This is a genomic window from Kothea flammea (assembly GCF_052161645.1).
Taxonomy (GTDB): domain Bacteria; phylum Planctomycetota; class Planctomycetia; order Pirellulales; family Pirellulaceae; genus Laterigemmans.
The window spans coordinates 988,930-1,011,095 of the sequence record NZ_CP197414.1; the positions used below are offsets into that span (position 1 = coordinate 988,930).

Annotated in this window: 20 protein-coding genes; 11 read left to right on the top strand and 9 right to left on the bottom strand. The window is 59.4% G+C overall.

What is annotated here, in order from left to right:
* Nucleotides 1-8: 8 nt before the first annotated feature.
* The 10 genes from SH139x_RS03435 (at nucleotide 9) to SH139x_RS03480 (ending at nucleotide 10,826) form a co-directional block, all read left to right on the top strand.
* On the top strand, nucleotides 9-488 hold the full coding sequence (locus tag SH139x_RS03435) for a response regulator (RefSeq protein ID WP_488353886.1): 480 nt from the start codon (nucleotides 9-11) through the stop codon (nucleotides 486-488).
* The gene (locus SH139x_RS03440; protein WP_488353887.1) at nucleotides 485-2,188 is read left to right on the top strand and encodes a sensor histidine kinase; all 1,704 of its coding nucleotides are present in this window, start codon (nucleotides 485-487) and stop codon (nucleotides 2,186-2,188) included. The genes SH139x_RS03435 and SH139x_RS03440 overlap by 4 nt, the downstream gene beginning before the upstream one ends.
* The gene (locus SH139x_RS03445; RefSeq protein WP_488353888.1) at nucleotides 2,189-2,524 is read left to right on the top strand and encodes an STAS domain-containing protein; all 336 of its coding nucleotides are present in this window, start codon (nucleotides 2,189-2,191) and stop codon (nucleotides 2,522-2,524) included.
* Nucleotides 2,521-4,308: a GspE/PulE family protein gene (locus SH139x_RS03450; RefSeq protein WP_488353889.1), complete on the top strand. Its 1,788-nt coding sequence runs from the start codon at nucleotides 2,521-2,523 to the stop codon at nucleotides 4,306-4,308. Before SH139x_RS03445 ends, SH139x_RS03450 begins: the two co-directional genes overlap by 4 nt.
* Nucleotides 4,309-4,319: 11 nt before the next feature.
* The gene (locus tag SH139x_RS03455; protein WP_488353890.1) at nucleotides 4,320-5,513 is read left to right on the top strand and encodes a type II secretion system F family protein; all 1,194 of its coding nucleotides are present in this window, start codon (nucleotides 4,320-4,322) and stop codon (nucleotides 5,511-5,513) included.
* A 231-nt stretch (nucleotides 5,514-5,744) separates the two neighbouring features.
* Nucleotides 5,745-6,782 carry a hypothetical protein gene (locus SH139x_RS03460; RefSeq protein WP_488353891.1) on the top strand — a complete coding sequence of 346 codons (1,038 nt, stop codon included), beginning with the start codon at nucleotides 5,745-5,747 and terminating at the stop codon, nucleotides 6,780-6,782.
* A complete protein-coding gene (locus SH139x_RS03465) occupies nucleotides 6,779-7,438 on the top strand; it encodes a hypothetical protein (RefSeq protein ID WP_488353892.1) in 660 nt (219 codons plus the stop codon). Before SH139x_RS03460 ends, SH139x_RS03465 begins: the two co-directional genes overlap by 4 nt.
* Complete coding sequence (locus tag SH139x_RS03470; RefSeq protein ID WP_488353893.1) at nucleotides 7,435-8,088, top strand: hypothetical protein; 654 nt, start codon at nucleotides 7,435-7,437, stop codon at nucleotides 8,086-8,088. The genes SH139x_RS03465 and SH139x_RS03470 overlap by 4 nt, the downstream gene beginning before the upstream one ends.
* A gap of 4 nt (nucleotides 8,089-8,092) precedes the next feature.
* Nucleotides 8,093-8,719, top strand: coding sequence for a hypothetical protein (locus SH139x_RS03475; protein ID WP_488353894.1), 627 nt, complete (start codon nucleotides 8,093-8,095; stop codon nucleotides 8,717-8,719).
* Nucleotides 8,720-8,903: 184 nt separating this feature from the next.
* Nucleotides 8,904-10,826, top strand: a complete 1,923-nt coding sequence (locus SH139x_RS03480; RefSeq protein ID WP_488353895.1) for a type II secretion system protein GspD — start codon at nucleotides 8,904-8,906, stop codon at nucleotides 10,824-10,826.
* A 17-nt stretch (nucleotides 10,827-10,843) separates the two neighbouring features.
* Here SH139x_RS03480 and SH139x_RS03485 read toward each other — a convergent pair whose 3' ends face one another.
* On the bottom strand, nucleotides 10,844-12,160 hold the full coding sequence (locus tag SH139x_RS03485; protein WP_488353896.1) for a beta-ketoacyl-[acyl-carrier-protein] synthase family protein: 1,317 nt from the start codon (nucleotides 12,158-12,160) through the stop codon (nucleotides 10,844-10,846).
* A 206-nt stretch (nucleotides 12,161-12,366) separates the two neighbouring features.
* Entirely contained in the window at nucleotides 12,367-13,794 is a 1,428-nt protein-coding gene (locus SH139x_RS03490; protein WP_488353897.1) for a hypothetical protein, read from the bottom strand.
* Between the two features lie 185 nt (nucleotides 13,795-13,979).
* Here SH139x_RS03490 and SH139x_RS03495 point away from each other — a divergent pair, with 185 nt between their 5' ends.
* A complete protein-coding gene (locus SH139x_RS03495; RefSeq protein WP_488353898.1) occupies nucleotides 13,980-15,824 on the top strand; it encodes a vWA domain-containing protein in 1,845 nt (614 codons plus the stop codon).
* On the opposite strand, the gene fabF is transcribed toward SH139x_RS03495, so the two are convergent.
* The 7 genes from fabF to aroF all read right to left on the bottom strand — a co-directional run bounded on the left by fabF (nucleotide 15,802) and on the right by aroF (nucleotide 21,880).
* The gene (gene fabF / locus SH139x_RS03500; RefSeq protein ID WP_488353899.1) at nucleotides 15,802-17,040 is read right to left on the bottom strand and encodes a beta-ketoacyl-ACP synthase II; all 1,239 of its coding nucleotides are present in this window, start codon (nucleotides 17,038-17,040) and stop codon (nucleotides 15,802-15,804) included. The two genes, SH139x_RS03495 and fabF, sit on opposite strands and share 23 nt — an antisense overlap.
* Before the next feature lie 165 nt (nucleotides 17,041-17,205).
* Entirely contained in the window at nucleotides 17,206-17,451 is a 246-nt protein-coding gene (locus tag SH139x_RS03505) for an acyl carrier protein (RefSeq protein WP_488353900.1), read from the bottom strand.
* Between the two features lie 242 nt (nucleotides 17,452-17,693).
* Nucleotides 17,694-18,452, bottom strand: a complete 759-nt coding sequence (gene fabG, locus SH139x_RS03510) for a 3-oxoacyl-[acyl-carrier-protein] reductase (RefSeq protein ID WP_488353901.1) — start codon at nucleotides 18,450-18,452, stop codon at nucleotides 17,694-17,696.
* 113 nt (nucleotides 18,453-18,565) lie between these two features.
* Nucleotides 18,566-19,483 (bottom strand): ACP S-malonyltransferase, encoded by a 918-nt coding sequence (gene fabD, locus SH139x_RS03515; protein WP_488353902.1) that lies wholly within the window; start codon nucleotides 19,481-19,483, stop codon nucleotides 18,566-18,568.
* Nucleotides 19,484-19,489: 6 nt separating this feature from the next.
* Nucleotides 19,490-19,672: a 50S ribosomal protein L32 gene (rpmF, locus tag SH139x_RS03520; RefSeq protein ID WP_488353903.1), complete on the bottom strand. Its 183-nt coding sequence runs from the start codon at nucleotides 19,670-19,672 to the stop codon at nucleotides 19,490-19,492.
* 179 nt (nucleotides 19,673-19,851) lie between these two features.
* Nucleotides 19,852-20,841 (bottom strand): methyltransferase domain-containing protein, encoded by a 990-nt coding sequence (locus SH139x_RS03525; protein ID WP_488353904.1) that lies wholly within the window; start codon nucleotides 20,839-20,841, stop codon nucleotides 19,852-19,854.
* Between the two features lies 1 nt (nucleotide 20,842).
* Entirely contained in the window at nucleotides 20,843-21,880 is a 1,038-nt protein-coding gene (aroF, locus tag SH139x_RS03530; RefSeq protein ID WP_488353905.1) for a 3-deoxy-7-phosphoheptulonate synthase, read from the bottom strand.
* Nucleotides 21,881-22,166 lie beyond the last annotated feature (286 nt).

The following is a 22,166-nucleotide window of genomic DNA, read 5'->3' on the forward strand; positions in this document are numbered from 1 at the left end:
CCGATCCGATGAATCCCGCTCAATCACCAGTCCCAGCTGGCAATGCCCAGCCGCACATCTTGATTGCTGAGGACGAACCAGTCTTCCGCCGCGTCATCATCTTTACCTTGCAACGTCAAGGCTTCAAGGTGACCGCTACGGTGAATGGTGCCGAGGCTTGGAAACAACTGCAATCGCACTCCTATGACGCGTTGGTGACCGATCACCAAATGCCGGGGGGAAACGGGATTGAGTTGTTGGAAAATCTGCGGACCACCGAGCTGCACGGTCGCCTGCCGACCATTCTCTGCACGGCCAAAGGTTTTGAACTCGATGCCTCCTACCTGATCGATCGTTTTCGCTTGATCACGATCCTGCACAAACCATTCAGTCCCCAGCGACTGGCCGGACTGCTCCGCGACCATTGCTTGCAAAGCAACCCCGCTCACCCAGCCATCCCCAATCTGGGAAGTCCAACAGTTGAGTCAAATCCAGGAGTGATTGCGTGATCAGTCAGCGGGGGAAGGATTTCAGCCAGCTGGCTTGGCGAGGACTGACGTTACGCATCGGCAGCGTCTTTCTGGGGCTGATTCTGTTCATTTTTTTGATCGGTCAAGCTCGCGGACTGTTTGCCACAGACGCTCGCTATCTGCCCTGGCTGATAGCTCTCGTTGTGGTTGGCGTCGGTGGGCTGTTAACGCTTCGCGTGGGACGGGTTCCAGGTCAAATTGAGTCCGAGCTGCTGCGCGCCGGTGGCGATCCAGCGAGGTGGCGAGAGGTCCGTCCGATGATCGGCTCAGGTCCCGTCGTCGACGCCTGGAACACGCTGCTCGAACAACTCGAAGCTCGCGAGCAAGTTCCTCAGGTGACAGCTCAGGGTGACCAGCATGATGCCCAAGTCGCACTCATGGCGCGGGCCATGCGAAGTGTCAGCGCTGGCATCGCAGTGACCGATTTGCAATTCCAAGTCCAAGCTGCCAACGGGCCGCTGGCAGCCCTCTTTCAACAACCGAACGCCCAAAAGTTATTGCGCTGCCAACTGCTCACCGCTCTGGGCAACCTCACGCTCAATAGTCCTCACGCCGACGAAAACTTGGCTGCCCTGCAACGACTCGGAGGTGGCGGTAACGCCGTGACCGTGCGGTTGCGACTGGCGAATCCCACGGCGGATGACTCGCCGGTTGCTGGTAACTCTCCCAACACGGATGGCCAGGCTGTCGCAGCTCAAGCCGGCAGCAGCTCCCAGAACAGCAGCTCCCAGAACAGCAGCTCCCAGAACAGCAACTCCCAGAACAGCAACTCCCAGAACAGCAACTCCCAGAACAGCAACTCCCAGAACAGCAACTCCCAGAACAGCAACTCCCAGAACAGCAACTCACCGGGGGCCGCCGCGCGAGCCTTGGATGAACGCGTGATTCGCGTCAGTCGCACTCGGTTGAGCGGTCGCGAGGGGGATTCCAGCGGTTACGCTTGGCTCGTCCAAGACGTTACGCAGCAGTCTCTGGCGGCCAAGGCGCGGGACGAATTTTTACATACCGCCACTCACGAACTGCGGACCCCGTTGGCCAATTTGCGAGCCTACGCCGAGGCGCTCAGCGTCGAGCAGGGCGTCAGCGTGGAGGAGCAAAAAGAATTCTGCAACATCATCACCAACGAGACCGATCGACTCAGTCGGTTGGTCGATCACCTGCTGGCCGTTGGCCAATTAGAAGCGGGTTCTTTGGTGGTTCGCAGCTATCGCCTCGACACCCGCCGCATCATCGAAGAGGCTGTCGATAATATGCGGCCTCAGATCGCCGCCGCCGGCTTGAACTTGGAGGTGTCGATCTCAGCCAAGCTCCGCGCGATTCGTGGCGATAAAGAAAAGCTGCAAGCGGTGTTGGTGAATCTGATTGGCAATGCCGTCAAGTACACGCCGCAAGGTGGTCAAGTCCGCGTGGCGGCCAGTTTGGTGGGAGACTGGTTGGAAGTGGCTGTGGAAGACAGCGGGATTGGGATCGCCGCTGAGGACCAAGCCAAGGTATTTGAAAAGTTCTTTCGAGTCGACTCGGCGGCCGTGCATGAACAGGCCGGTAACGGCTTGGGATTGGCGTTCGCTCGCGAGGTCGCCCGCTTGCACCAAGGCGATATCACCGTTAGCAGCGACTTGGGAGCGGGCAGCATTTTTACTTTGCGATTGCCGGCGCCCGATCAAGTGGAGGCGGTTTAGATGCTCACGCAAGAACGTCAAGGAACGGTCAACGTGCTCCGCCCCAGCGGTCCCTTGCGAGATGATTTGCTCGCCGCCACGACGGCTGCCGCCGATCAGAAATTGGCCGCCGGTTGGCCCGCCATCGTCGTCGACCTCAGCCAATCGATTTTGCTCTCCGGTGCCGCGCTGGAGTGGCTCAGCGAACTCGACCAACAATGCGCCGATGCCGGTGGCGCGCTCTGCGTGGCGGCGGCCAATGACCTCTGCGCCGATGCCCTGCGGATCACCGGCGTAGGCGATTCGCTGCAGTTGTTCGCCGATTTGTCTACGGCCGTTGCCAGGTTTGCGTCATGAGTCCCAGTACTGTAAGCAGCCCAGCTGCCAGCTTTACTCACAGCTCAACTCACAGTTCCCAGCCGATCATGGCTGAAGTTGTGGAGGCCCCTCAACCCGCCTCACGCCGGTTGGGCGAACGGCTGGTCAGCGCAGGTTTGCTGAGCAGCGGAGACCTCGCAGCCGCGCTCCAGGAACAAGATCGTCGCGGCGTCCGGCTGGGCGAGGTGCTCAGCGAGTTGGGGCTGGTTGCCGAAGATGATCTCTTGCCCTTGTTGGCGGAACAGCTGGGGGTCGAGTCGGTGCGGATTCGCGACGGCTTGGTCGACCCGGCGACAGTTCGTTTGCTGTCGCGTGCGGTGGCTGCCGAACTGACGGCGTTGGTTCTGTTTCGCGTCGATGATGAGCTGACGGTCGCGATTGCCGATCCCACGAATATTGATGCGCTCGATCGCATCGCCAGGCTGACCGGTTTGCGAGTGCGGCCCGTGTTGGCGATGCGGAGCAACCTGGAAAAAATGATCCCCCGTTGTTACGAGGAGGATTTTGCTGTCGATGAGATGACGGCCGGGGTGGATGTCGACGGTGTCGAACTGGAGACCGATGCGTTTGAGATTGATTTCCGCGGCATCGAGTCGTTGGCCGACGGCAGCCCGGTGATCAATTTGGTGAACTACGCGATTATTCAGGCAGTGCGTCAAGGGGCCAGCGATATTCATATCGAGCCGGGGGCCAAACACACTTCCATTCGTTTTCGCGTCGACGGCATGCTGCGGGAAGTGATGCGGCCCCGCCGTGAGTTGCATCCCGCCATTGTTTCGCGGGTCAAGGTGATGGCCAAATTGGATATCGCCGAACACAGGCTGCCCCAAGACGGACGGATTCACGTTCGCTTGGAACGCCGTGAGATTGACTTGCGGGTCAGCACCCTGCCGACGGTGTTGGGGCAAAAAGTGGTCTTGCGGGTTTTGGATCGCGCCAACGTCACGTTTGATCTCAATCAGTTGGGGATCCCCACTAAGGAACTCAGCCAGTTCCGCAGGATGTTGCAGCGAACCAACGGGCTGCTGCTGGTCACCGGTCCCACTGGCTCCGGAAAAACCACGACCCTCTACTCGGCAATCGAACTGATTAAAGGGGTTCATAACAACGTGGTGACGGTCGAAGACCCGGTCGAATATCAACTCTCGATGATCAACCAAGTGCCGATTGGTCGCGATACCGGATTGTCCTTTGCCGATGCCCTGCGAAGTATCTTGCGACAAGACCCCGATGTGATCTTGGTGGGCGAAATTCGCGATGCCGAGACGGCTGAGGTGGCCATCCAAGCAGCCCTCACCGGTCACCTCGTGCTCAGCACGTTGCACACCAGCGACACGGCCGGAGCAATTACCCGGCTGCACGATATGGGAGTCGCGCCGTACAAATTGGCGTCGGCTTTGATCGGGGTCGTGGCTCAACGTCTGCTGCGGTCGATCTGCCCAGCTTGCCGCACGTCCTATTACCCACCCGCCACGCTCCTCCGAGAACTTAATTATCAAGGGGATCAACGCAAAGCCTTCATGCGCGGGGCGGGCTGCGCAAAGTGCTTTGATACCGGACATAGCGGCCGTTCCGGAATCTATGAGCTGATGGAAATGACTCCCGAACTTCGCCGCCTCGTGCTGGAGACCAGCAGCGTTGACGAAATTCGTCAACTGCATCGTCAGCAAGGTGGTAACTCCCTGTGTGACGAAGGACTCAAGTTGGCCGAAGCCGGTGTGACCAGTCTGGAAGAAGTCGGCCGCGTCGCGGTTATCGAATAGGAATTTTTCACATGCTTGCTCCACCCGCGAACGACCACTTGGCACCCGCTCAGCCGAATACCGGTTTTGCCGAAGAGCCAGCAGACTTTGACTTCGCATCCGAAGAATATGCCGCGGAGTTGACTGAGCCGGCCGGCAACGCGATGGCTTGGCCCGTCAGCTTGCGAGCACGGCGGATTCCCACTAGTCGGTTGCTGATGATGCTCAACCAATTGGCCGTCATGACTCAGAACGGCATCGATTTGTCCGAAGCGGTGGCCACGGCTGCCAAACATGCGCGCAATCCCGATCTGGCCGCACGCCTCAATGTAATTCACCAGGCGGTCAACTCGGGCGGTTCCTTTTCGGCGGCACTGCAAGCACAAAGTGCCGTTTTGCCCCCCACGTTGCCCGCCATGATCGCCGCTGCCGAGTCGGCCGGACAAGTTCCCCAAGCGTTGGGCCGGATCTGTCTGCTGATGCGGAACGAACTGCAGTTGCGGGGAGCGGTCACCGGTGCGCTGATTTATCCCGTCATCCTGATTTTGGTTTCCTTCGCCGTGATGTTGGCTTTGCTGTTCGGCGTGCTGCCGCAGTTCGGTGACGTCTTCGGAAACTTGGGCCGACCGATGCCAGCCAGCACTGAAATGTTGCTGGCCACAGGTAAATGGTGTCGCGAAAATATGCTCGGCTGCGGACTGGCGACAGTCGCTTTGGCGGCACTCGCCTATGCGCTCCGCAATCATCCCCAAGTTCGCAGGTCGCGTGATTGGGTGCTGATCTACTGCCCGCTGGTTCGCAACGCGTATCGGCCCCTGGCTTGCGGGCGGATGTTTCGCTTGCTGGGCACGATGCTGGGCGGCGGGCTGCCGCTGTTGGAAGCCATTCGCCTCACCCAACGCTCCCTTTCCAACGGCTATTTCGTAAGTTTGCTGGAACAGGTCGAGCAAGATGTGTTGGCCGGGGAACAGGCTAGCCGGGCATTGGTGGAAGCAGATTATCTGCCCGCCGAGGCGGCCCAGATGGTGATGACGGCCGAACGCACCGGCCGGCTGGCTGAAGTATTGACTGACTGCGGCCAGTTTTATGAAGAGCATGGCGAGCGGATTCTCCGCAAGCTCGTCCATTCGCTCGAACCGGTCATCATTTTAGTGATGGGAGTCTTGGTGGCTGGCGTGGTGTTGTCGATCATGCTCCCCCTACTCGACATCAGCTCCGTCGCCTAAACCGGTCGCTCGTCACAGCATTCGCATTCGCCGCCGCGGCCACCCCTCGCCGGCTCAATTTATGACCTACGTTTGCTGTAAAGCGTGTCCATAGTGCCTGCCGTGAGTAAGGCCTGCCGCGAGCAAGGTTCTGTGCGAGCAAGGTTCTGTGCGAGCACGTCTGGCCCGTGACCTTCGCCGGTTGCTGGCCGGTTTGTAGGTTCGAGTTTTTCCCAGAACGAAACGATCGCCGTGTTTAGTCTGTTTTCGCTGCCGATTCCCATCGTTGGTCGTTGGCTGCCAGGTGCCGGCCAGGAAACGGTGGGGCTGGATATCAGTGAGCACGAGTTGTGCATGGTATGCGTGGCGCGTCAGGGCCAGCGTTTCGTCTGGACCAGTCGGGCGCGCATTCCTTTTCGGCAATCGCTGGGGGCCAACTTGGCTGGCTTGCAGCAAGCGATTCCCCGGTCCATCGACGGCTTTCGTCGACCCTGCGTGGCCGTCTTACCCGCTTGCAGCTCCGTTTTGCGCTGGCTCAGCGGTGAATCCAAAGCGGCCTTTCAGCAATCGGTCCGAGCCGATCTGGGCAGCTTTTTGGGCCCCCGCGATGCCATCGAGGCGTGCCGCTGGCCAATCGGCACCACTGGCCAGCAGATGATTTATTGCGTCAGCAGTCCCGCCGCTCAAGGTGTGGCCGAAATTGCCCAACGCGCGGGCTATCAGTGCAGTCGTGTCGACTCACGCCCCCATGCTCTGGCTCGCGCTTTGACGCTCGATTCGCTCGCTCGGCAACCCGCGGCGACGACACCCGCTGCTGACGATCAACAGCCGACGATGATCCTCGCTTGGGGACTGAGCGATTGCTTGCTGCTGTTCACCCAGCCTCCCGCAGCGGGCCAGCTTTGGCGGCAACCGACCCTCTGCCGCCAACTGCACGGAGTGAACCTTCACGGGGTCGAAGCGGTGGCACCGCGTCGCGCCGTTGATCATCGTGGCCGGCTGCTGAGCCGCTTGATTAACGCCGCCGGCGAAGAAATTTTGCGGACGCTGAAGATCGCGGAAGGCTTAGCGGGCGTTGCCACTTCGGGACCGCTGGTGGTCTGCGGTCCGGCAGCCACCAGCGAACCGGTGATCACCCGATTGGCCGATGCCCTCGGCCGTGAGGTGCGACCGTGGCGTTGGTCGGCGGAACGATCGACTGGACTGCACCCCTCGATCAATCCCGGGCGCGCGAATTGCGACAGCCGTTTCGCGGTGGCGCTGGCGGCTGCTTGCGGAGGTGTCGCGTGAACGGCAATCATGTCAACTTGTTGCCGGTTGGATATCGCCGCCGGCTGGAAATGCGAAAGCTAGTTTTGTGTTGGGCCCGCTTGGCGATTTTGATCATCGTTGGCTGCACGATGGTTACCAATTGGACAAACCTCAGGGTGGCCAACATGGCTGCCAAAGTCGCCGATTTGCAAATCGCCGGCGAGCAGGTTGAGGACTTGATGGTCCGCAATGACTTAACCAAGCAACAGCTGCGCGAACTCCAGTTTCTCAATGGGCATCTCGATTCGATGGTGCCCACCGATGATCTGCTGCAGACGCTCGGCGTGATCGCCACGATCAAGTCGGCGGCGGAGCACCCGCCCCGCGTGCGAGCGTTGAGCATGAATTTGCGGGGAGCGAGTCTTGCCCAACAAGCGGCCACCAACGGCTCGGCGGCCGAAAGATCACCCTATCAGTCCCGCGGCAACGTCGCACGCACCGCCGCCGCTGAGGCGCATTTGGTGCTCTCTCTGTTCGGTACCGACCAAGGGCAAATTCAGCAATGGATGCAAGACTTTGCCGCCAGCCCGCGGGTCCGGCGCGTGCAATTGGGAAGGTCGGGTATCGATGCCCACACCGGCGGCTATGAGGCAGAGATCCAAGCCCAAGTTGTAGTCCAAAAGGAGCTGCCATGAGCTTTCGGCATCTCGCCCCGCCAATTCTCACGACCGCTCAACGCCTAGGACTGCATCTGCTCGGCGGTGCCGCCCTCGGTCTGATCGTGTTGGCAAATTACTACTTGCTAATTCGACCCCTCGCGGCACAGCAAGAGGAACTGCGGCAAACGGGCGCTCGCTACGCCATGCTGGTCGCGGCAAAAGCAGAGTTGCTCGACCAGGAAAGCCAATTGCTGCAACAGGTCACCGCCGAACAAGTGAAACTCCAGCACTTGCTCGCTGCCATTCCGCAAAGTTCCAGACCCGAACTGTTGCTGGACGTGGTTACCACGGTCGCCACGCGGAGCCAAGTCGAGATCGTGGCAATTCGCCCGCAACCGAATCGCGGAGGAAAGCTCTGCCAAGTCCAGGAAGTGATGGTCAATCTGCGATGCGAGCATGGCGACCTGTGTCGCTTCTTGGATGCCCTGGCCGGGCGGTCGCAACGGATTTGGATGGCCGAACTGGAGATTCGTCCCCACGGGGGCGCCGCTGCGGACGCCACCGCCGAATTGCTCGATGTCAAACTGCACTTGCAGTTGCCTCAGGAATTAAAGCCTCCCTGGCGGCGGTTCGCCGAACAGTGCCAAGACTTGACCTTGCTCCCCCCTGAAATCTCCGCGAGCTGAGCTAATGAACGACCAACAATCTTCCAGCCGCGCAACCACACCCAGCCGCGGCGCCAAGCTCAAACCCAATCCCGGTCGTGAGCGGCTGAAAGTTGTATTGGCCGTGGTTCTCGCCGGCGTGCTGGGGTTCCTGCTGTTGCCGGGTGGCGACTCTTCCAGTGACGACTTTCTTAGTGACAACTTTTCCAGTGGAAATTCCAGCGGCGATGCTTCGCTGGCGACTGCGGGCGGTACCGTCACCTCCAGGACGACTCCGTCGAACCGCTTGAGGAACGCTGGCAAAGCGCGGTCGCCGCAAACTCCCGCGGGGGAAGAGGCAATCATCGATCCGAAAACGACTGAGCCAGCCCAACGCAGCGCCATTAAACTGCCGAGAATGGATTTAGCAACGATCGCTGAGCACGACCCATTTTCACTGGCCAGCGAAAAGCTACCCCGTGTGGCCCAGCTGGACGAGCAACAGACGGACGCTGCGGCCGACGACCAACAGCCGGCCAGTGGTGCGTTGCCGTTGCAAGAGGTGCGCGCCGTGTATGCCACATCCGGCGGGGGCGCAGCGTTGGTGGGGGGCCGCGTCGTGCCAGTTTCTGACCCGCGGAAACTAATTCGCCAGCTGCGGGCCGATAACTGATCTTGCCCGTAAATCGATTTTCCCAGCCGAAGTTGCCAATTGGCGACTGGAAGGCCGCTTTCCAAATTTCACGATCAAGCCGATCAGGGAAACGTTACAGACTGTTCCCTAGATTTCCGATCAAATAGTAATGGCGTGGGTTGGAGTCTTCCCGCGGACGTTTTTTACTGAGCGGATTTCTTGTATGCGTGTCCCGTTGACCCTGTTGACGTGCTGGTTTGCCGCCGCGCTAGGGGTTTCTGGGTACTCGGCACCCGCGCTGGGGCAAGTCCCCCAGGATCCCCCCAGCATAGCGACTCCGGGTGCTCCCGTGCGCCGCGCTCCCCGCCGGCTGCCAAAGACTGCTTCGCAATCGTTGCTCGACCGCCAGCAAGCTGGGCCTGAACAAGCTGGGCCAATTGCCAACTCCGCGGCAGGCTCCTCCCCCTTGCCTCCCTTCTTTTCCGCCGCCTTGCAGTCGGTCGACCCCTTTGGGCCGCCGACTGCCAGCGATCGTCGTGATCGTTCATTAAGCTCGCCAAACTCAGCGGCGCGAAATTCGGCGGCCCAAAACCCCCTTTCCATCCCGTTCATTTCGGGAGAAACAGAGCCGTTACCCGCTTCGCCTCAAGCGGCCGAGCGACTGCCCAGCCCGACACCCCGCGAGGCAAGTTTTCCCCGCGAGGCAGTTTCGCCCGGGGCCGTTTCGCTTGGGGCTCAGGGGGCGGCCCAGCAGTCGCCGGAGGGCGTTCAGGGCGAAGTCGTGTGGGCCGAGAGTCAATCACCAGGCCGCGTCTCCCTGCTCGCTCAGGGTGCCGAATTGAAGGCGCTGCTGCGGATGATCGCAAAACGTCATCAGTTGAATTTGGTTATCGGTCCAGAGGTCGAAGGCGAAGTCACGCTCTCGATCGAAGACGCCGATTTTCAGGAATTGTTGACGGCAATCTTGAGTGTTAACGGGCACACTTGGCACACTCGCGATAACTTGCTTTACGTGACTTCACTGAACAGCAGCGTGAAGACCGGTTCCCAGCTGCAAGGCCGCTCCGTGCGAGTCTTTTCGCTGAACTACATCGCTGCGGCTGACACCGAAAGAATGGTTCGGGGGATGTTATCGCCGGTCGGTCAAGTTTTCACCTCTGAAGCCGACTCGGCCGACAAAACGAGAACTCGCGAGCTGTTGGTGGTCGAGGATATTCCCAGCTCGCTTGCCCGACTGGAGTTGTTTATCGCGGAGCTTGATCAAGCGCCCCGTCAAGTGCTGATCGAAGCCCATGTGCTGCAAGTCGTGCTGGACGATCTCAACCGTCACGGGGTGAACTTGCGTCCCATGGCGAGGCTCAACGGGGGTTCGATCACGTTTGAATCGCTTGGGTTTGCCGATGAAGAGGCCACGTCAGGGATGAAGATTTCGCTGCAAGGGACCGACATCCGCGGCTTGGTGGAGTTGATTCAAACCAACAGCAACGCCCGCACCCTCGCTTCCCCCAAAGTCTTGGTGGCCAACCGCCAAGAATCGAACATCCAGATTGGCCGCCGGTTGAGCTTCTTGACCACCACAGTTACGCAAACCGCGGCGGTCCAGTCGGTCCAGTTTCTGGACACCGGAGTCGTGTTGAATGTCATTCCCCTGATCACCGACGATCAGCAAATCTTGATGGAGATTCGACCGAAAGTCTCCGGTGGCCAGCTAAACCCCGAAACGGAGTTGCCCGAAGAGGAGTCAACGGAACTCTCCACGACCGTGTTGCTGCCCGACGGGGGGGGCGTCATCATTGGTGGTTTGATCAAGGAAGATGATATTGATTCGACCAGCTCGGTGCCTGGATTTTCCCGCATCCCTCTGATTGGTCGGCTCTTCCGTCGCCACGAAGTGATTCACACCCGCTCGGAAGTGATCGTGGCGCTGACCGCCCGTATTCAGCCCTATCCAGAGACCATGCGGCCGCACGAACATCAGGAGCTGCAGATCGCAATGCCCCCCTACGCGGCCAGCGAATTGACGCGACCGCTGTTTAACCCCAGCTCACCCGTTCCCAAATCACCCGTTAACAGCTCACCCGTTAACAGCTCATCAGTTCCCAGCTCATCGGAGCCATGGCCAGTGTTCGGTGATGAGTTGCCCTAATAACCGATCGTGGAAATCTACAGCAGCTCGGGTTTCGCGATGTGAACCACCGAGGCTTGGCCTTGGGGCGTGATGTTGATGTTGAGGAATGAATCACCCGCCGGGGTTTCGCTGGTGGCGATTCGAATCGGGCAATCTCTGGCTGGACTGGGGCAGTTCAGCGTGTTGAACAAGTGGCCGGTTTGCAAGCTCAGCAGGCTGCTGATAATTTCCACCATCCCGCCGCCCGCTCCCAGATTGCCAAAGTAGCTCTTGGCTGCCACGACCGGGGGCGCTTGGCCAGCTGGTCCCAGCACTTCGGCGATCGCTTGCGCTTCCTCGGCGTCGGTATCTACGCTGCCGATACCGTGGGCGTTGATATGTCCGATGGAGAGCTTCGAGTTGTCGCCCCGGAGAGTGGCTCGCAAAGCGTTAGCGACAGCGGTGCGTTGGTGTTGCGGTTGGCTGGCAGCCACGGCGCTGGTCCCAAAGCCGACGACTTCGGCCAAAATGTTGGCTCCTCGAGCAATCGCATGGTCTCGAGATTCAAAAATCAGGGCGGCCGCTCCTTCTCCCAAGACCGCGCCGTCGCGATCTGCCGCAAACGGGCGCGACATGGTTGCCGGGTCATCGCGATCGGCGGCCAATGGTTCTTGCATCGAGGCGTGCAGAGCCCGGAATGCCATTACCCGCGAACCGGTCGCCCCGACGACGAGCGCGTCGGCGTGCCCGCGTGCGATCGTGCTGTGGGCTTCGGCAATGGCGGCTCCCGAGGAGGCTTCCCGCAGGGTCAGCGAATTGTTGGGGCCGCGCAAATCGTTGTAGATCGCGATGTGGCTGGCCGGCATGTTGGGAAGATACTTGAGCAGCCACAGGGGAGTCACTTGAGGCAGTCCCAGGGCGGCCCACTGGGAAAAGTCAACGCTGCCGTCGGCATTCAAGCAGCGAGTAATCCCGGCTGAAAATTCCTCCGGCAACGTCATGATATAATCGCAACCATAGATCACGCCGGTGCGATCGCGATCTCGCTGGTCGGCCGCCAAGTTGGCATCTTGCAGTGCAAGTTGGGCCGCAGCGACTCCCATTTCGATCTCGCGGCACATCAGCTTTTGGCCTTTGCGAATCGCCCGTTGGACATCTTTCGCCAAGTTTCCAAACTGCTCGATCGTCCCGTCGAAACCAGTGGCTTCGGCCGCGTGACTGACCGGCAAAGCACCGACGGGAACGCGGTGCAGGGGACCGATGCCGCTGCGACCAGCGCGGATCGCCTCTAGCAATTCGGTGGGGGTGTTACCCAGTGGGCTGATCAAGCCCATACCGGTAACGACGACACGTCGCGGCTCGCTGATGCTCATTCGCTGTGAAATGCTAGGGCGGTGCACCCGGGAATACTAAGTGGGTTGGGCGCAATTGACGGAACTGGGATGGATTAAGGGATTCAGGTAGACTGTGCGGGCACATTCTAACTTGATTCAGCCGACCGGCGGGAGGTCCCCAAGTGGAGAAAACGGTTTGCCGGACGATTGCTGGCGGGTCGCGATGGGGCGTGCTCGGCCGTTGGCTAATAACGACCGCGGTTAAAACTGATATCCGGGCTGACGACTCGCGAGCCAATGGGAATGTTGGCCGAGGCGCGACCTTTGAATTCGACGAACAGCAACGCGTCGGCCCGGCCGGCGGTTTGCCCTGTGATCATGTCGAGATTGACGAACGGCACCGCCGAGCGTGGCCGATCAGGACTCGCCACCACGCCGCAGGACAGCACCAACACGCGGTCGATGGGCCAGCGAAATCGCTCGTGCAGTCGCCACGAAGCGACCTGTGGAACTTCCACGCGAGCCCGATGCAATTGTCCGTTCGGCAGCGGTAGATCCAAGTCCACCGGAACCAACTTTTCGACTTGATCAATGTTGGCGCGAATCACGCAGTCCAGCGTGGTGCCGTCATTGTTCAGCAACGGGCTGATTTCCAACTTGTAACCCTCCTCGACTTCTCCCGTCTCCGGTTCGTAAGGTGGCCAACCAGCGGGCGCCGGGCGAACGTTGCGGACATAGTTTCGCCGCCGCGTGCTCGCCAAACTCTCCGCTTGACCGTTGTAGATCGCTAAATCAAGTGTCTGAATTTCCCGCGCGTCACTGCGAGCACGCAGTTGAGCTAACAGCAAAGCGGCGTTCTCTTTGGAGACCAGCCAAGCTTGCACGCCGGGCGATCCGACGTTGACATGCTCCATCAATGAGACTGCTCGAGTTCGCCAATTCGGACTTCCCACCGTTAAGACTCGTAAGCCAATCGCTTGCGGATCCAAACTGCCCGCCACAAATTTGTTGACCGCCTCCTCCACCACGCGGTGAATCTCCGGCGTGTGATAGACGGTCAGCGAGTCGCGGTTGGCATTCATGAACCCAAACGGCTCGGTGAACCACATGTCGGTTCCCGTGTCACGCAACACCCAGTCCACGACCGCCTGATGCGGTTGCTCGTGCTTGGTCAGATAGCCCGTGTAAGGGCGGAGATCATAACGTTTGTAAATTTGCCCCGCGCCGTTGGGCAGCTCGCCATCTCCACTGGCATCCGCACCCAGGCTGGCCGGTCGCCGCTGCTGGTTGCTGACGCGGTTCGGTGAGCTGAGCGGCTGATTGTTCAGCGGTTGATTGGTGCCGCCCGTGATGCTGGGGGGATCATTCGTGGGGGGCAAACCACTGAAGCCGCTCGGGACACTGCTGCCACCAGCCGTCGCAGGGTTTGTTGTCGATGGGCCCGAATTGGCAGCCCCAGTCGTCGAGGGGCCAGTCGTCGAGGGGCCAGTCGTCGAGGGGCCAGTCGTCGAGGGGCCAGTCGTCGAGGGGCCAGTCGTCGAGGGGCCAGTCGTTGAGGGGACCGGCATCAAGCCTCCCTCAGGTGCTGCGGTACCTTGACTCCAAGCCGCCAGCGGCTGGCCGAGTAGTAGAGCGGCGAGTACGTATGCGGAGCAGTATTTTGTCATCGACATCGGTTCCATCCTTTGTCCCGCGGGCGACCACCAATGCGGTCTGGATTTCTGGGCGAACCGAGAGCATAGAAACCAAGCCGCTTGAGGCCAAGATGAATTTCCGCAGCAATCGCTAGCCAGACTACCTCGAATGCTTAGACTAAGTGGCTAACTGGCCAGTAGGTTCTCCGAACTCGGAAAAAAAGATGCTCAATTCCAGCGACGCGAGCGGGCAGCCCGACCAACCTTGCCCCAGAGAACTTGAACTGGAATTGCTCCGCCTGCGGGCCGCGGCGGAAGCGGCCCGGCTCGACGCGCGGGCCGCTGAAGTCGAACTCTTGCTCCGCCAAGCCGCGCGCAGGCAAGCAGCCGCAGCAGTCCCCACGGCAGCAGTCCCCACGGCAGAAAACACCACGGCAGCAGCACAGCGGTTCGCGGGCCCAACTTCGTGGTCGCTGCCGACGACTGCCACAGCCCGGCCCGTTGCCACAGCCCAGCACTCTCAGTCGACAATTCTCATCGCCCCAGTCAACTCCCCGTCAACCACGGCTGGCGGGCCGTTTCCCATCTCCTGGCAAGCAATGCTGGCTGCCGTGCAACAAGCAGAGGGAGTCGAGCACGCCGCAGCCGCTTCAGGTTTCACGCCCCCCAGCGTGGCTGATGCTGCCACTGAATTTACTCCCACCGAATTGACTCCAGTAACGCATACTGGCAACCAAATTGAGTTGGCCGAAGTTGCACCAGCTGAGCTCGAAAACAATGAGCTCGAAAACAATGAGCTCGAAAACAATGAGCTCGAAAACAATGAGCTCGAAAACAATGAGCTCGAAAACAATGAGCTCGAAAACAATGAGCTCGAAAACAATGAGCTCGAAAACAATGAGCTCGAAAACAATGAGCTCGAAAACAATGAGCTCGAAAACAATGAGCTCGAAAACAATGAGCTCGAAAACAATGAGCCGGGCGGGGCAGGGTGGTCTCAGTTGCAGTTCGTTTCCAGCGAAATCTCCGGTCTGCTGGATGGGCCAGCGCCGGTGGCGACAGGTTGGCAAGCGGGGGCCGTAGATAAGTTGGCCGCCGACAAGCTGGATGCTGATGGTCCGGCCGCGACCAACTCCAGACCCCGCCGTCGCCGGGCCGCTTGGCTGCTCAGTACCGTTGTGCATGCGATGCTGTTGTTCCTGTTGGCGATGATCACGATATCGATCGAGCCGCCCAAGGACCAACTGGCACTTTCCGCCGCGGCCACCCAGCCGAATGAAGAGCCGATCGCCGAGATCGAACTCGAGCAGGCCCAGCAGCCAGCGGCGGCGGAACCGGCAAATGTGCCCGACATGGTTGAACCCACGCTCGATGCGGTCGGCGAAATTGTCAGCACCTCGTTCGATATCACCCAGCCCGCCGTGATCAGTCCCAGCGGCCCGGCAGCGACCGATTTTGGCGACCTGTTGAGCAGTCCGGCGGGCGGCCAACCGAGCGATATGGCGAGCCAATTTTTTGGACTCTCCGGTGGCGGCAACCACTTTGTTTACCTGGTCGACAACTCGGGCAGCATGGACCAAATTGCTCGCGATGGTTTTGACGTGGCGCGGCGTGAGTTACTGCGAGCGGTCGACCAACTGACTGCAGAGCAGCGTTTTTACGTGATCTTTTTTGGCGAACAGACGCTCCGCATGCGGCTGGACGATCCAACCAGCTCGCCCAGTCGCTCGGTCTACGCCACGGAGGCCAACAAAGCCGCCTTGCGAAGGTGGGCGATGACGATTGAAATGCAGCCGGGGAAATGGCCCGAACAAGCTTTGGAGTTCGCATTTGAGTTGCGACCGGACAGCATTTTTCTGCTCACCGACGGTCAGATGTCCCAGCGCGTGATGCCGTTAATTCGCGAGGGGAACATTGTCGAGACATTACTCGATGGCCCCAAACCGCGTTCGCGAATTCACACCCTCGGTTTTCACAATCGCGAGGGGGAAGCCCAGCTGCAAGCGATTGCCAAAGAAAATGGCGGCAGCTATCGCTTCGTGCCCCCTACGAATACCTTCCAAAGATGATGCTGGCGTTGTGGCCACCAAAGCCAAAGCTGTTGCTCATCGCCACGCTTAAGTTCCGCCGCTTGGCGGTCAACGGAGTGTAATCGAGGGTGCAGTCGGGGTCGGGATTTTCCAAGTTGATGGTCGGTGGGATGATCCCCTCGGCCAAAGCACGCAAGCAAATCACCGCCTCCACGCCACCGCTGGCGCCGAGCAAATGCCCTAGTGCGCTCTTGGTGCTGCTGATCGAAATCTGTTGGGCCGCCTCACCAAATACACGACGGATGGCTTGCGTTTCCGCTTTGTCACCGAGCGGTGTGCTCGTTCCGTGGGCGTTGATATAGTCGACTTGTTGGGGCTGCAGTTCGGCGTCGACCAATGCTTCTGCCATGGCGGCTGCCGCACCGCTGCCGGCCGCATCGGGTTGAGTAATGTGGCCCGCGTCGCAGGTGCTGCCGAACCCCAGCACTTCGCCCAAGATGTTGGCCCCGCGGGCAAGCGCTGCTTCGAGTTCTTCAAAAACCAGAATGCCGGCCCCTTCGCTAAGCACGAACCCGTCCCGTTCGGCGTCGAAGGGGCGGCTGGCTTGCTGGGGCGCTTCGTTTCGCATCGAGAGCGCTTTCATGTTTTGAAAGCTGGCCAGACCAACGCGGGTGATCGCCGCTTCGGTGCCGCCGGTGATCACCGCGTCGCAATAGCCGTCGCGAATCAACTGCAAGGCGTTGCCCATCGCGTTGGAGGCGCTGGCGCAAGCGGTTGAGACAGAATAGTTGGGGCCCCGCAGACCGTAATGGATGGCCACGTTGCCACCGGCCGCGTTGAGCATCATTTTGGGCACGGTAAAGGGGCTGACGCGATCGGCACCTCGCGTAACCAGTTTTTCGGTTTGCGCTTCGATTTCAATCAAGCCGCCCACGCCCGATCCGAGAATCACACCGCAGCGATGTCGGGCAACTTGAGAGAAATCTAAACCAGCGTGCTGCACCGCTTGCCACGCCCCGTGCAGGGCGAATTGGGCAAAGCGATCGAGCCGCTTGGCTTCTTTGGGTTCGACGATGCCGCCCAAGTTAAACTCGGGAATATCACCGCCGAAATGTACTTTGAACGGAGCCGTATCGATGACCGACAAGGGACCGATTCCGCTTTGGCCGTCGATGAGCGCCGACCACATGCCATCGACATCACATCCCATCGATGTAACGACGCCCAACCCGGTGACGACAACCCTACGCTTCATCGGAAAAACTCGTTTGCGAATTCACTACCTGCAACCATCACGACCAGCCAATAATACAGCTTGGCATCAACACAAACAGCCACCGGGCGCGGCCGCATCCACCTTGATATCTTGGGATGCAGTCAACCTCGGCGGCTGGTGCGGATGACGGGAAAGAAACGACGCTCAGGCGTCGTCCCCTTTTTCCTTTTCGATATAGTCAATGGCTTCGCCGACTTTCTGAATCTTCTCTGCTGCGTCGTCAGGGATGCTAATATCGAACTCCTCTTCCAGTTCCATCACCAACTCCACGGTGTCCAGTGAGTCGGCACCGAGATCGTTCACAAACGAGGTCTCTCGGGTAATCTTATCTTTGTCGACGCCCAATTGCTCAGCGACGATGTCTACAACGCGTTCTTCGACCGATGCCATCGATCATTTCTCCCAATCGGGTGTTAGTACTACTGTCTCGGAGGTGTTCTGAGTTTTCAGTTCTGAGGATTCAGTTGGATCGTCTCAGGATCTCTAGAAAAATTCTAGAGCCCCCGCCGCCGGTCGACACAGCGCGGACCGGAAAGCTACGTGTTGACCGAGAAGATAGGGGATGCGTGTAAAACGCGTCAATACGCGCGCCGCGATGAAAAATGCTGCGGCACCCGTTGGACTCTCCACTATCAGCCCGTCATGCCTCCGTCGACGACCAATACTTGGCCAGTCACGTAGGAAGCTCCACCGCTGGCTAGGAATAGCACAGCGGCGGCCACATCTTCTGGAGTTCCCACCCGGTTGGCGGGAATGCGTTTGCGGACTTCGGCCAAGACGACCTCGCCCAGTTCGCGCGTCATGTCGCTCTCGATGAATCCGGGGGCTACCGCGTTGACCGTGACGCCGCGGCTGGCCAATTCTCGCGAGAGCGTGCGGGTCAAGCCGATCATGCCCGCTTTGCTGGCCGAGTAGTTGGCTTGGCCCGGATTGCCGATCAGTCCCGAGATCGAAGCCATGTTGATGATGCGGCCATACTTGGCGCGGCGCATCAACGTGGCGGCCGCCCGGCAGCAGACAAAACAGCTAGTCAAATTCGTGGCGATCACGTCATCCCACATCTCGTCACTCATCCCTCGCAACAATTTGTCGCGAGTAATCCCGGCGTTGTTGACGAGGATGTCGAGCCGCCCATATTTTTCATGCGCCGATTCAATAGCGGCGGCCGCCGCAGCCCGGTCGGTCACGTCACAGGAAATCGCTTCGGCCGCGCCGCCGGCGGTTTCAATTGCAGCTACCGTGCCGGCTAATTTTTCCGCGTTCCGGGCCAAACAGACGACGGTCGCGCCGTTGCTGCCCAAAGCCTCCGCAACCGCTTTGCCTAAACCTTGCGAGGCACCCGTGACAATGGCTACTTGGCCTTTCAGATCGGCAGTGATCGGCAGTTGCATCGGTGTTTTCTATTTCGTAGAGTGTCGAGGTCAGTGATGATCGTTAAAGGTGGGGTGATCGCTAAAGGTGGTTGGCTGCGAAACCTTGGGGGATGGGCAGCACGGGCGGTGATTCAATCACCAAAACCTTCGGTTGCCAGTTTGCGGTCGATTCGTTTCAAAGTGCCTCGCAGCACTCGCCCCGTACCGACTTCTAAAAATCCGTCGATGCCATCGCGCACCATCTGCCGCAAACTGTCCTCCCAACGCACCGGATTGACAACCTGGCGAGTCAATAAATCTTGAACGATGTCCGCTTCTCGGTGCGGAGCGGCGTCGACGTTGCTGTAGACCGGGATCTGCGTGTCCACCGGTGCCGCCGCTTGCAACGCTTCTTGCAATGCCGCCACAGCAGGTTGCATCAACACCGTGTGGAACGCGCCGGCCACGGCCAGCGGAATCACTCGCATCGCGCCCATCTCGGTTGCTGCGGGAACCAAACGTTCGAGCGCCGAAAGATGTCCGGAGACGGCAATGTTCCCCGGACAAAGTAAGTTTGCCGGCTGTAAAACTTCGCCCTCGCGGCGAACCTGCTGGCAAAGCTGCTCCACCTGCTCGACACTCAAGCCAAGCACGCTCGACATCCCGCTGGACTCCTCCGCGGCTGCCGCTTGCATCGCTTGACCACGTCGCTGCACTAGCCGCAAAGCTTCTTCAAAGCTCAGCCCACCGGCAAAGCAGACGGCTGTGTACTCGCCTAGACTCAATCCGGCAGCCGCTTCGGCACGCTCCAACCACTCCGGATGCTCTTCCCGCATCGCGGCAACCGCTGCCATGCTGGTCACAAACAAGGCCGGTTGGCTAAATTCAGTCGCGTTCAGCTGCTCCTCAGGCCCCTCGAAACAGATTGCTTTCAAGTCATACCCGAGCACCGCATTGGCTTGATCGAACAAACTACGCACAACCGCATGGCGCTCGTACAACGAACGCCCCATGCCGGGGGTTTGCGCACCTTGACCCGGGAACAAGAAACCAATTCGCTCTGCATCCATTGCCGGCTACTGTTGTTCCATCTCAACCAAGGTGCGACCTTGATAATACCCGCACTTGGGGCAAATCGTGTGCGTCGGGTGGGGCGAGCTGCACTTGGGGCAATAGCCAAGTTGTCGCGGCTTGAGGCGATCGTGCGATCGACGTTTGCCGGTACGACTGTTCGAATGTTTACGTTTGGGGACAGCCATGACTTCGTAAGCTTTATGAAATGATTAAGTTGATAATAAGTTAGAACCTATCCAAAACCGGCGGAGAACCGCGCTACCGCCTACGCGAATATCGGATTTTAAAAAGGTTCTTCGCCGAGAGGTTTGAGACCAAGCCCCGTATGTTAGAAAGCAAAGGGTTTTTCTGTCAACGCGTACCTTCAGAGGTTTTTTCTCGCCAGCAATAATCCGTAGCCTTGACGGCTGGCGGCAAGGAAGGCGAATTGGCAGTGCTTGTAGCCAGTGGCCAGTAATGTTAGCCGCATTTGCTCGGCGTCGCGTATTTTGCCCGATTTGGTCATGCTGGCCAACCGCAAAGCCTCAATTGCTTCGTTCACGCGAACTTCTCCTGGGCCTTGGAAGAGGTCAATGATGACCAGCTCTCCCCCCTCGCGAAGTGCGGTGTGTAGCCGCTGAAAGACCCGGTCGTCGGCTCCTGGATGGTGGCCTGACAGGCGTCCAGCGAGCAAAATAATATCGTAAGAATCTGCCGGTAATTCGACCGTTTGCGGGTCAGCGGGGAGCATTTCATAACGTTCGGTGACCGCAATCGAAGCGACGGTACGCTGGGCGGCGGCCATCCGTTGCGGCAAATCGACCGCCGTGACCCGCGTGGTTGGGTCGGCAAAAGCCATCGCCGCGCTCCACACGGCCGAACCACAGCCGAGGTCCAAAATGTGCTTGCCTTGACGTTCCCCACCAATGTCCAGCAACTCGGCGGCCTGTTTGGCAGCCCCGGTGTGAGTCCACTGCGTCGCCGTAGCGGCATCGAAATAAGGTTGCGCCGATTCGTCACTGAGATTTTCCGCAGCCTCACCCGATTCCTCGGCCGTTTTCAAGCGACCGATCAATTGCTGCCAATGCTGGTCTCCCAGATCTTGGTCGTACTCGCACAGCAATCGCGTCACGGCGGCGAGGGCGTAATCTTCCTCGTACCGCTCCAGCACTTTCATCGCCACCAACGCCTCGAGCAGGCTGTGGGCAAGCCGCGGGTGCAGTTGCAAGCGTTCGATTAAATCGGCCGCGGTCGCTTGGCCGCCACGCAGCTGGTCAAGGATCCCCACCTCCCGCGCAACACGGAAAACCTGAGCTTCCGCGTTGATGTGCATCAAGGCGTGGTAGCGATCGAGCGTCTCGTCCTGGGCACTCATGTTACGAAACCGTTACTTCAAAACTGGCTATATTTTTTTCCACTGCGGCGGCAACCCGCTGGCAACGTTCCATCATTGACTCGAAACCGGCGAAGTCCAGCGACTGATAACCGTCGCTCATCGCCTTTTCTGGCTGCGGATGCACCTCCACCATTAGGCCATCGGCTCCCGCGGCGATCGCGGCCAAGGCTAAATCGGGCACCATGTAGGTATGTCCCGTGCCGTGGCTGGGGTCAATGATGACCGGCAAGTGGCTTTTGCGGTGCAGGTAGCTGATCGAGGCCAGCGGCAGAGTGAACCGCGTGTGACTTTCAAACGTGCGAATTCCCCGCTCGCAAAGCATGACCTGCTCATTGCCTTCGTTGAGAATGTATTCCGCAGCCAACAAAAATTCGTCCATCATGGCGCTCGGACCGCGTTTCAGCAGTACCGGGCGATCGCAGCCGCCGACCGCTTCGAGCAAGCGATAATTCTGCATATTCCGCGCCCCGACCTGCAGCACATCGGCATACTGGGCGACCAATTCCAGGTCATCGGTGCTCATCACCTCGGTGACAATCGCCAAGCCCGTTTCTTCGCGGGCGGCGGCCAACATCTTCAATCCCGCTTCCTTCAGCCCCTGAAAGCTGTACGGGCTGGTGCGCGGCTTGAACGCGCCGCCACGCAGCGCGGTCGCTCCGGCCGCCTTGACGGCGCGGGCCGAGCTGAGGATCTGCTCTTCCGTTTCCACGCTGCAAGGACCAGCGATCACGCCCACGCTCCCCGCGCCGGCGGAAAACTGTCCCACCCGAATCTGAGTCGCGTCGGGTTGGACTTCCCGGCTGGCCAGCTTGTAAGGTGCCATCACGGGCATCACGGCTGAAACCCCCGACCCCCCCGCTAATTGCTCCTGCATCCCGTCCCGCTCTTCGCCAATCGCCGCGATCACCGTCCGCTCCGTTCCCTGGATGATGTTGGCTTTTAGCCCCAATTGCTTGACTTGCTCGGCCGCCTGAGTGATCTGCTCGGGGCTGGCATTCGGTTCCATTACTACGATCATATCTTACATTTCCTTCGAAAAAACCACATGGTTTGGGTCAGATCATAAAAAAACCCCGGAGATCGTAGGATCGCCGGGGTTTGAAAATCGTGGTGAAATTGAAGCAGACGAGCTGAAATTCACCGACCCACGGAAATCCGGGAGCGGCTAAACGAAAATCGGTAGCAAGTCAGCAACTTGTTCATGGTTGTCTACAATAGTCCAAAGAGTTTCCACCTTGCAAGTGTACATTGTCTGACCTTTTAGCGTTTTCTTATCGAGTTCTCGCGACTCATGTTTGACTTGC

Excerpts from the sequence above, each read along its gene's own strand:
- SH139x_RS03435 (WP_488353886.1), top strand. The coding sequence starts at position 9 with ATGAATCCCGCTCAATCACCAGTCCCAGCTGGCAATGCCCAGCCGCAC.
- SH139x_RS03445 (WP_488353888.1), top strand. The coding sequence starts at position 2,189 with ATGCTCACGCAAGAACGTCAAGGAACGGTCAACGTGCTCCGCCCCAGC.
- fabG (WP_488353901.1), bottom strand. The coding sequence starts at position 18,452 with ATGCAACTGCCGATCACTGCCGATCTGAAAGGCCAAGTAGCCATTGTC.
- aroF (WP_488353905.1), bottom strand. The coding sequence starts at position 21,880 with ATGATCGTAGTAATGGAACCGAATGCCAGCCCCGAGCAGATCACTCAG.
- rpmF (WP_488353903.1), bottom strand. The coding sequence starts at position 19,672 with ATGGCTGTCCCCAAACGTAAACATTCGAACAGTCGTACCGGCAAACGT.
- fabF (WP_488353899.1), bottom strand. The coding sequence starts at position 17,040 with ATGAAGCGTAGGGTTGTCGTCACCGGGTTGGGCGTCGTTACATCGATG.
- SH139x_RS03495 (WP_488353898.1), top strand. The coding sequence starts at position 13,980 with ATGCTCAATTCCAGCGACGCGAGCGGGCAGCCCGACCAACCTTGCCCC.
- SH139x_RS03470 (WP_488353893.1), top strand. The coding sequence starts at position 7,435 with ATGAGCTTTCGGCATCTCGCCCCGCCAATTCTCACGACCGCTCAACGC.
- SH139x_RS03475 (WP_488353894.1), top strand. The coding sequence starts at position 8,093 with ATGAACGACCAACAATCTTCCAGCCGCGCAACCACACCCAGCCGCGGC.
- fabD (WP_488353902.1), bottom strand. The coding sequence starts at position 19,483 with ATGGATGCAGAGCGAATTGGTTTCTTGTTCCCGGGTCAAGGTGCGCAA.
- SH139x_RS03490 (WP_488353897.1), bottom strand. The coding sequence starts at position 13,794 with ATGTCGATGACAAAATACTGCTCCGCATACGTACTCGCCGCTCTACTA.
- SH139x_RS03505 (WP_488353900.1), bottom strand. The coding sequence starts at position 17,451 with ATGGCATCGGTCGAAGAACGCGTTGTAGACATCGTCGCTGAGCAATTG.
- SH139x_RS03485 (WP_488353896.1), bottom strand. The coding sequence starts at position 12,160 with ATGAGCATCAGCGAGCCGCGACGTGTCGTCGTTACCGGTATGGGCTTG.
- SH139x_RS03480 (WP_488353895.1), top strand. The coding sequence starts at position 8,904 with ATGCGTGTCCCGTTGACCCTGTTGACGTGCTGGTTTGCCGCCGCGCTA.
- SH139x_RS03525 (WP_488353904.1), bottom strand. The coding sequence starts at position 20,841 with ATGAGTGCCCAGGACGAGACGCTCGATCGCTACCACGCCTTGATGCAC.
- SH139x_RS03455 (WP_488353890.1), top strand. The coding sequence starts at position 4,320 with ATGCTTGCTCCACCCGCGAACGACCACTTGGCACCCGCTCAGCCGAAT.
- SH139x_RS03450 (WP_488353889.1), top strand. The coding sequence starts at position 2,521 with ATGAGTCCCAGTACTGTAAGCAGCCCAGCTGCCAGCTTTACTCACAGC.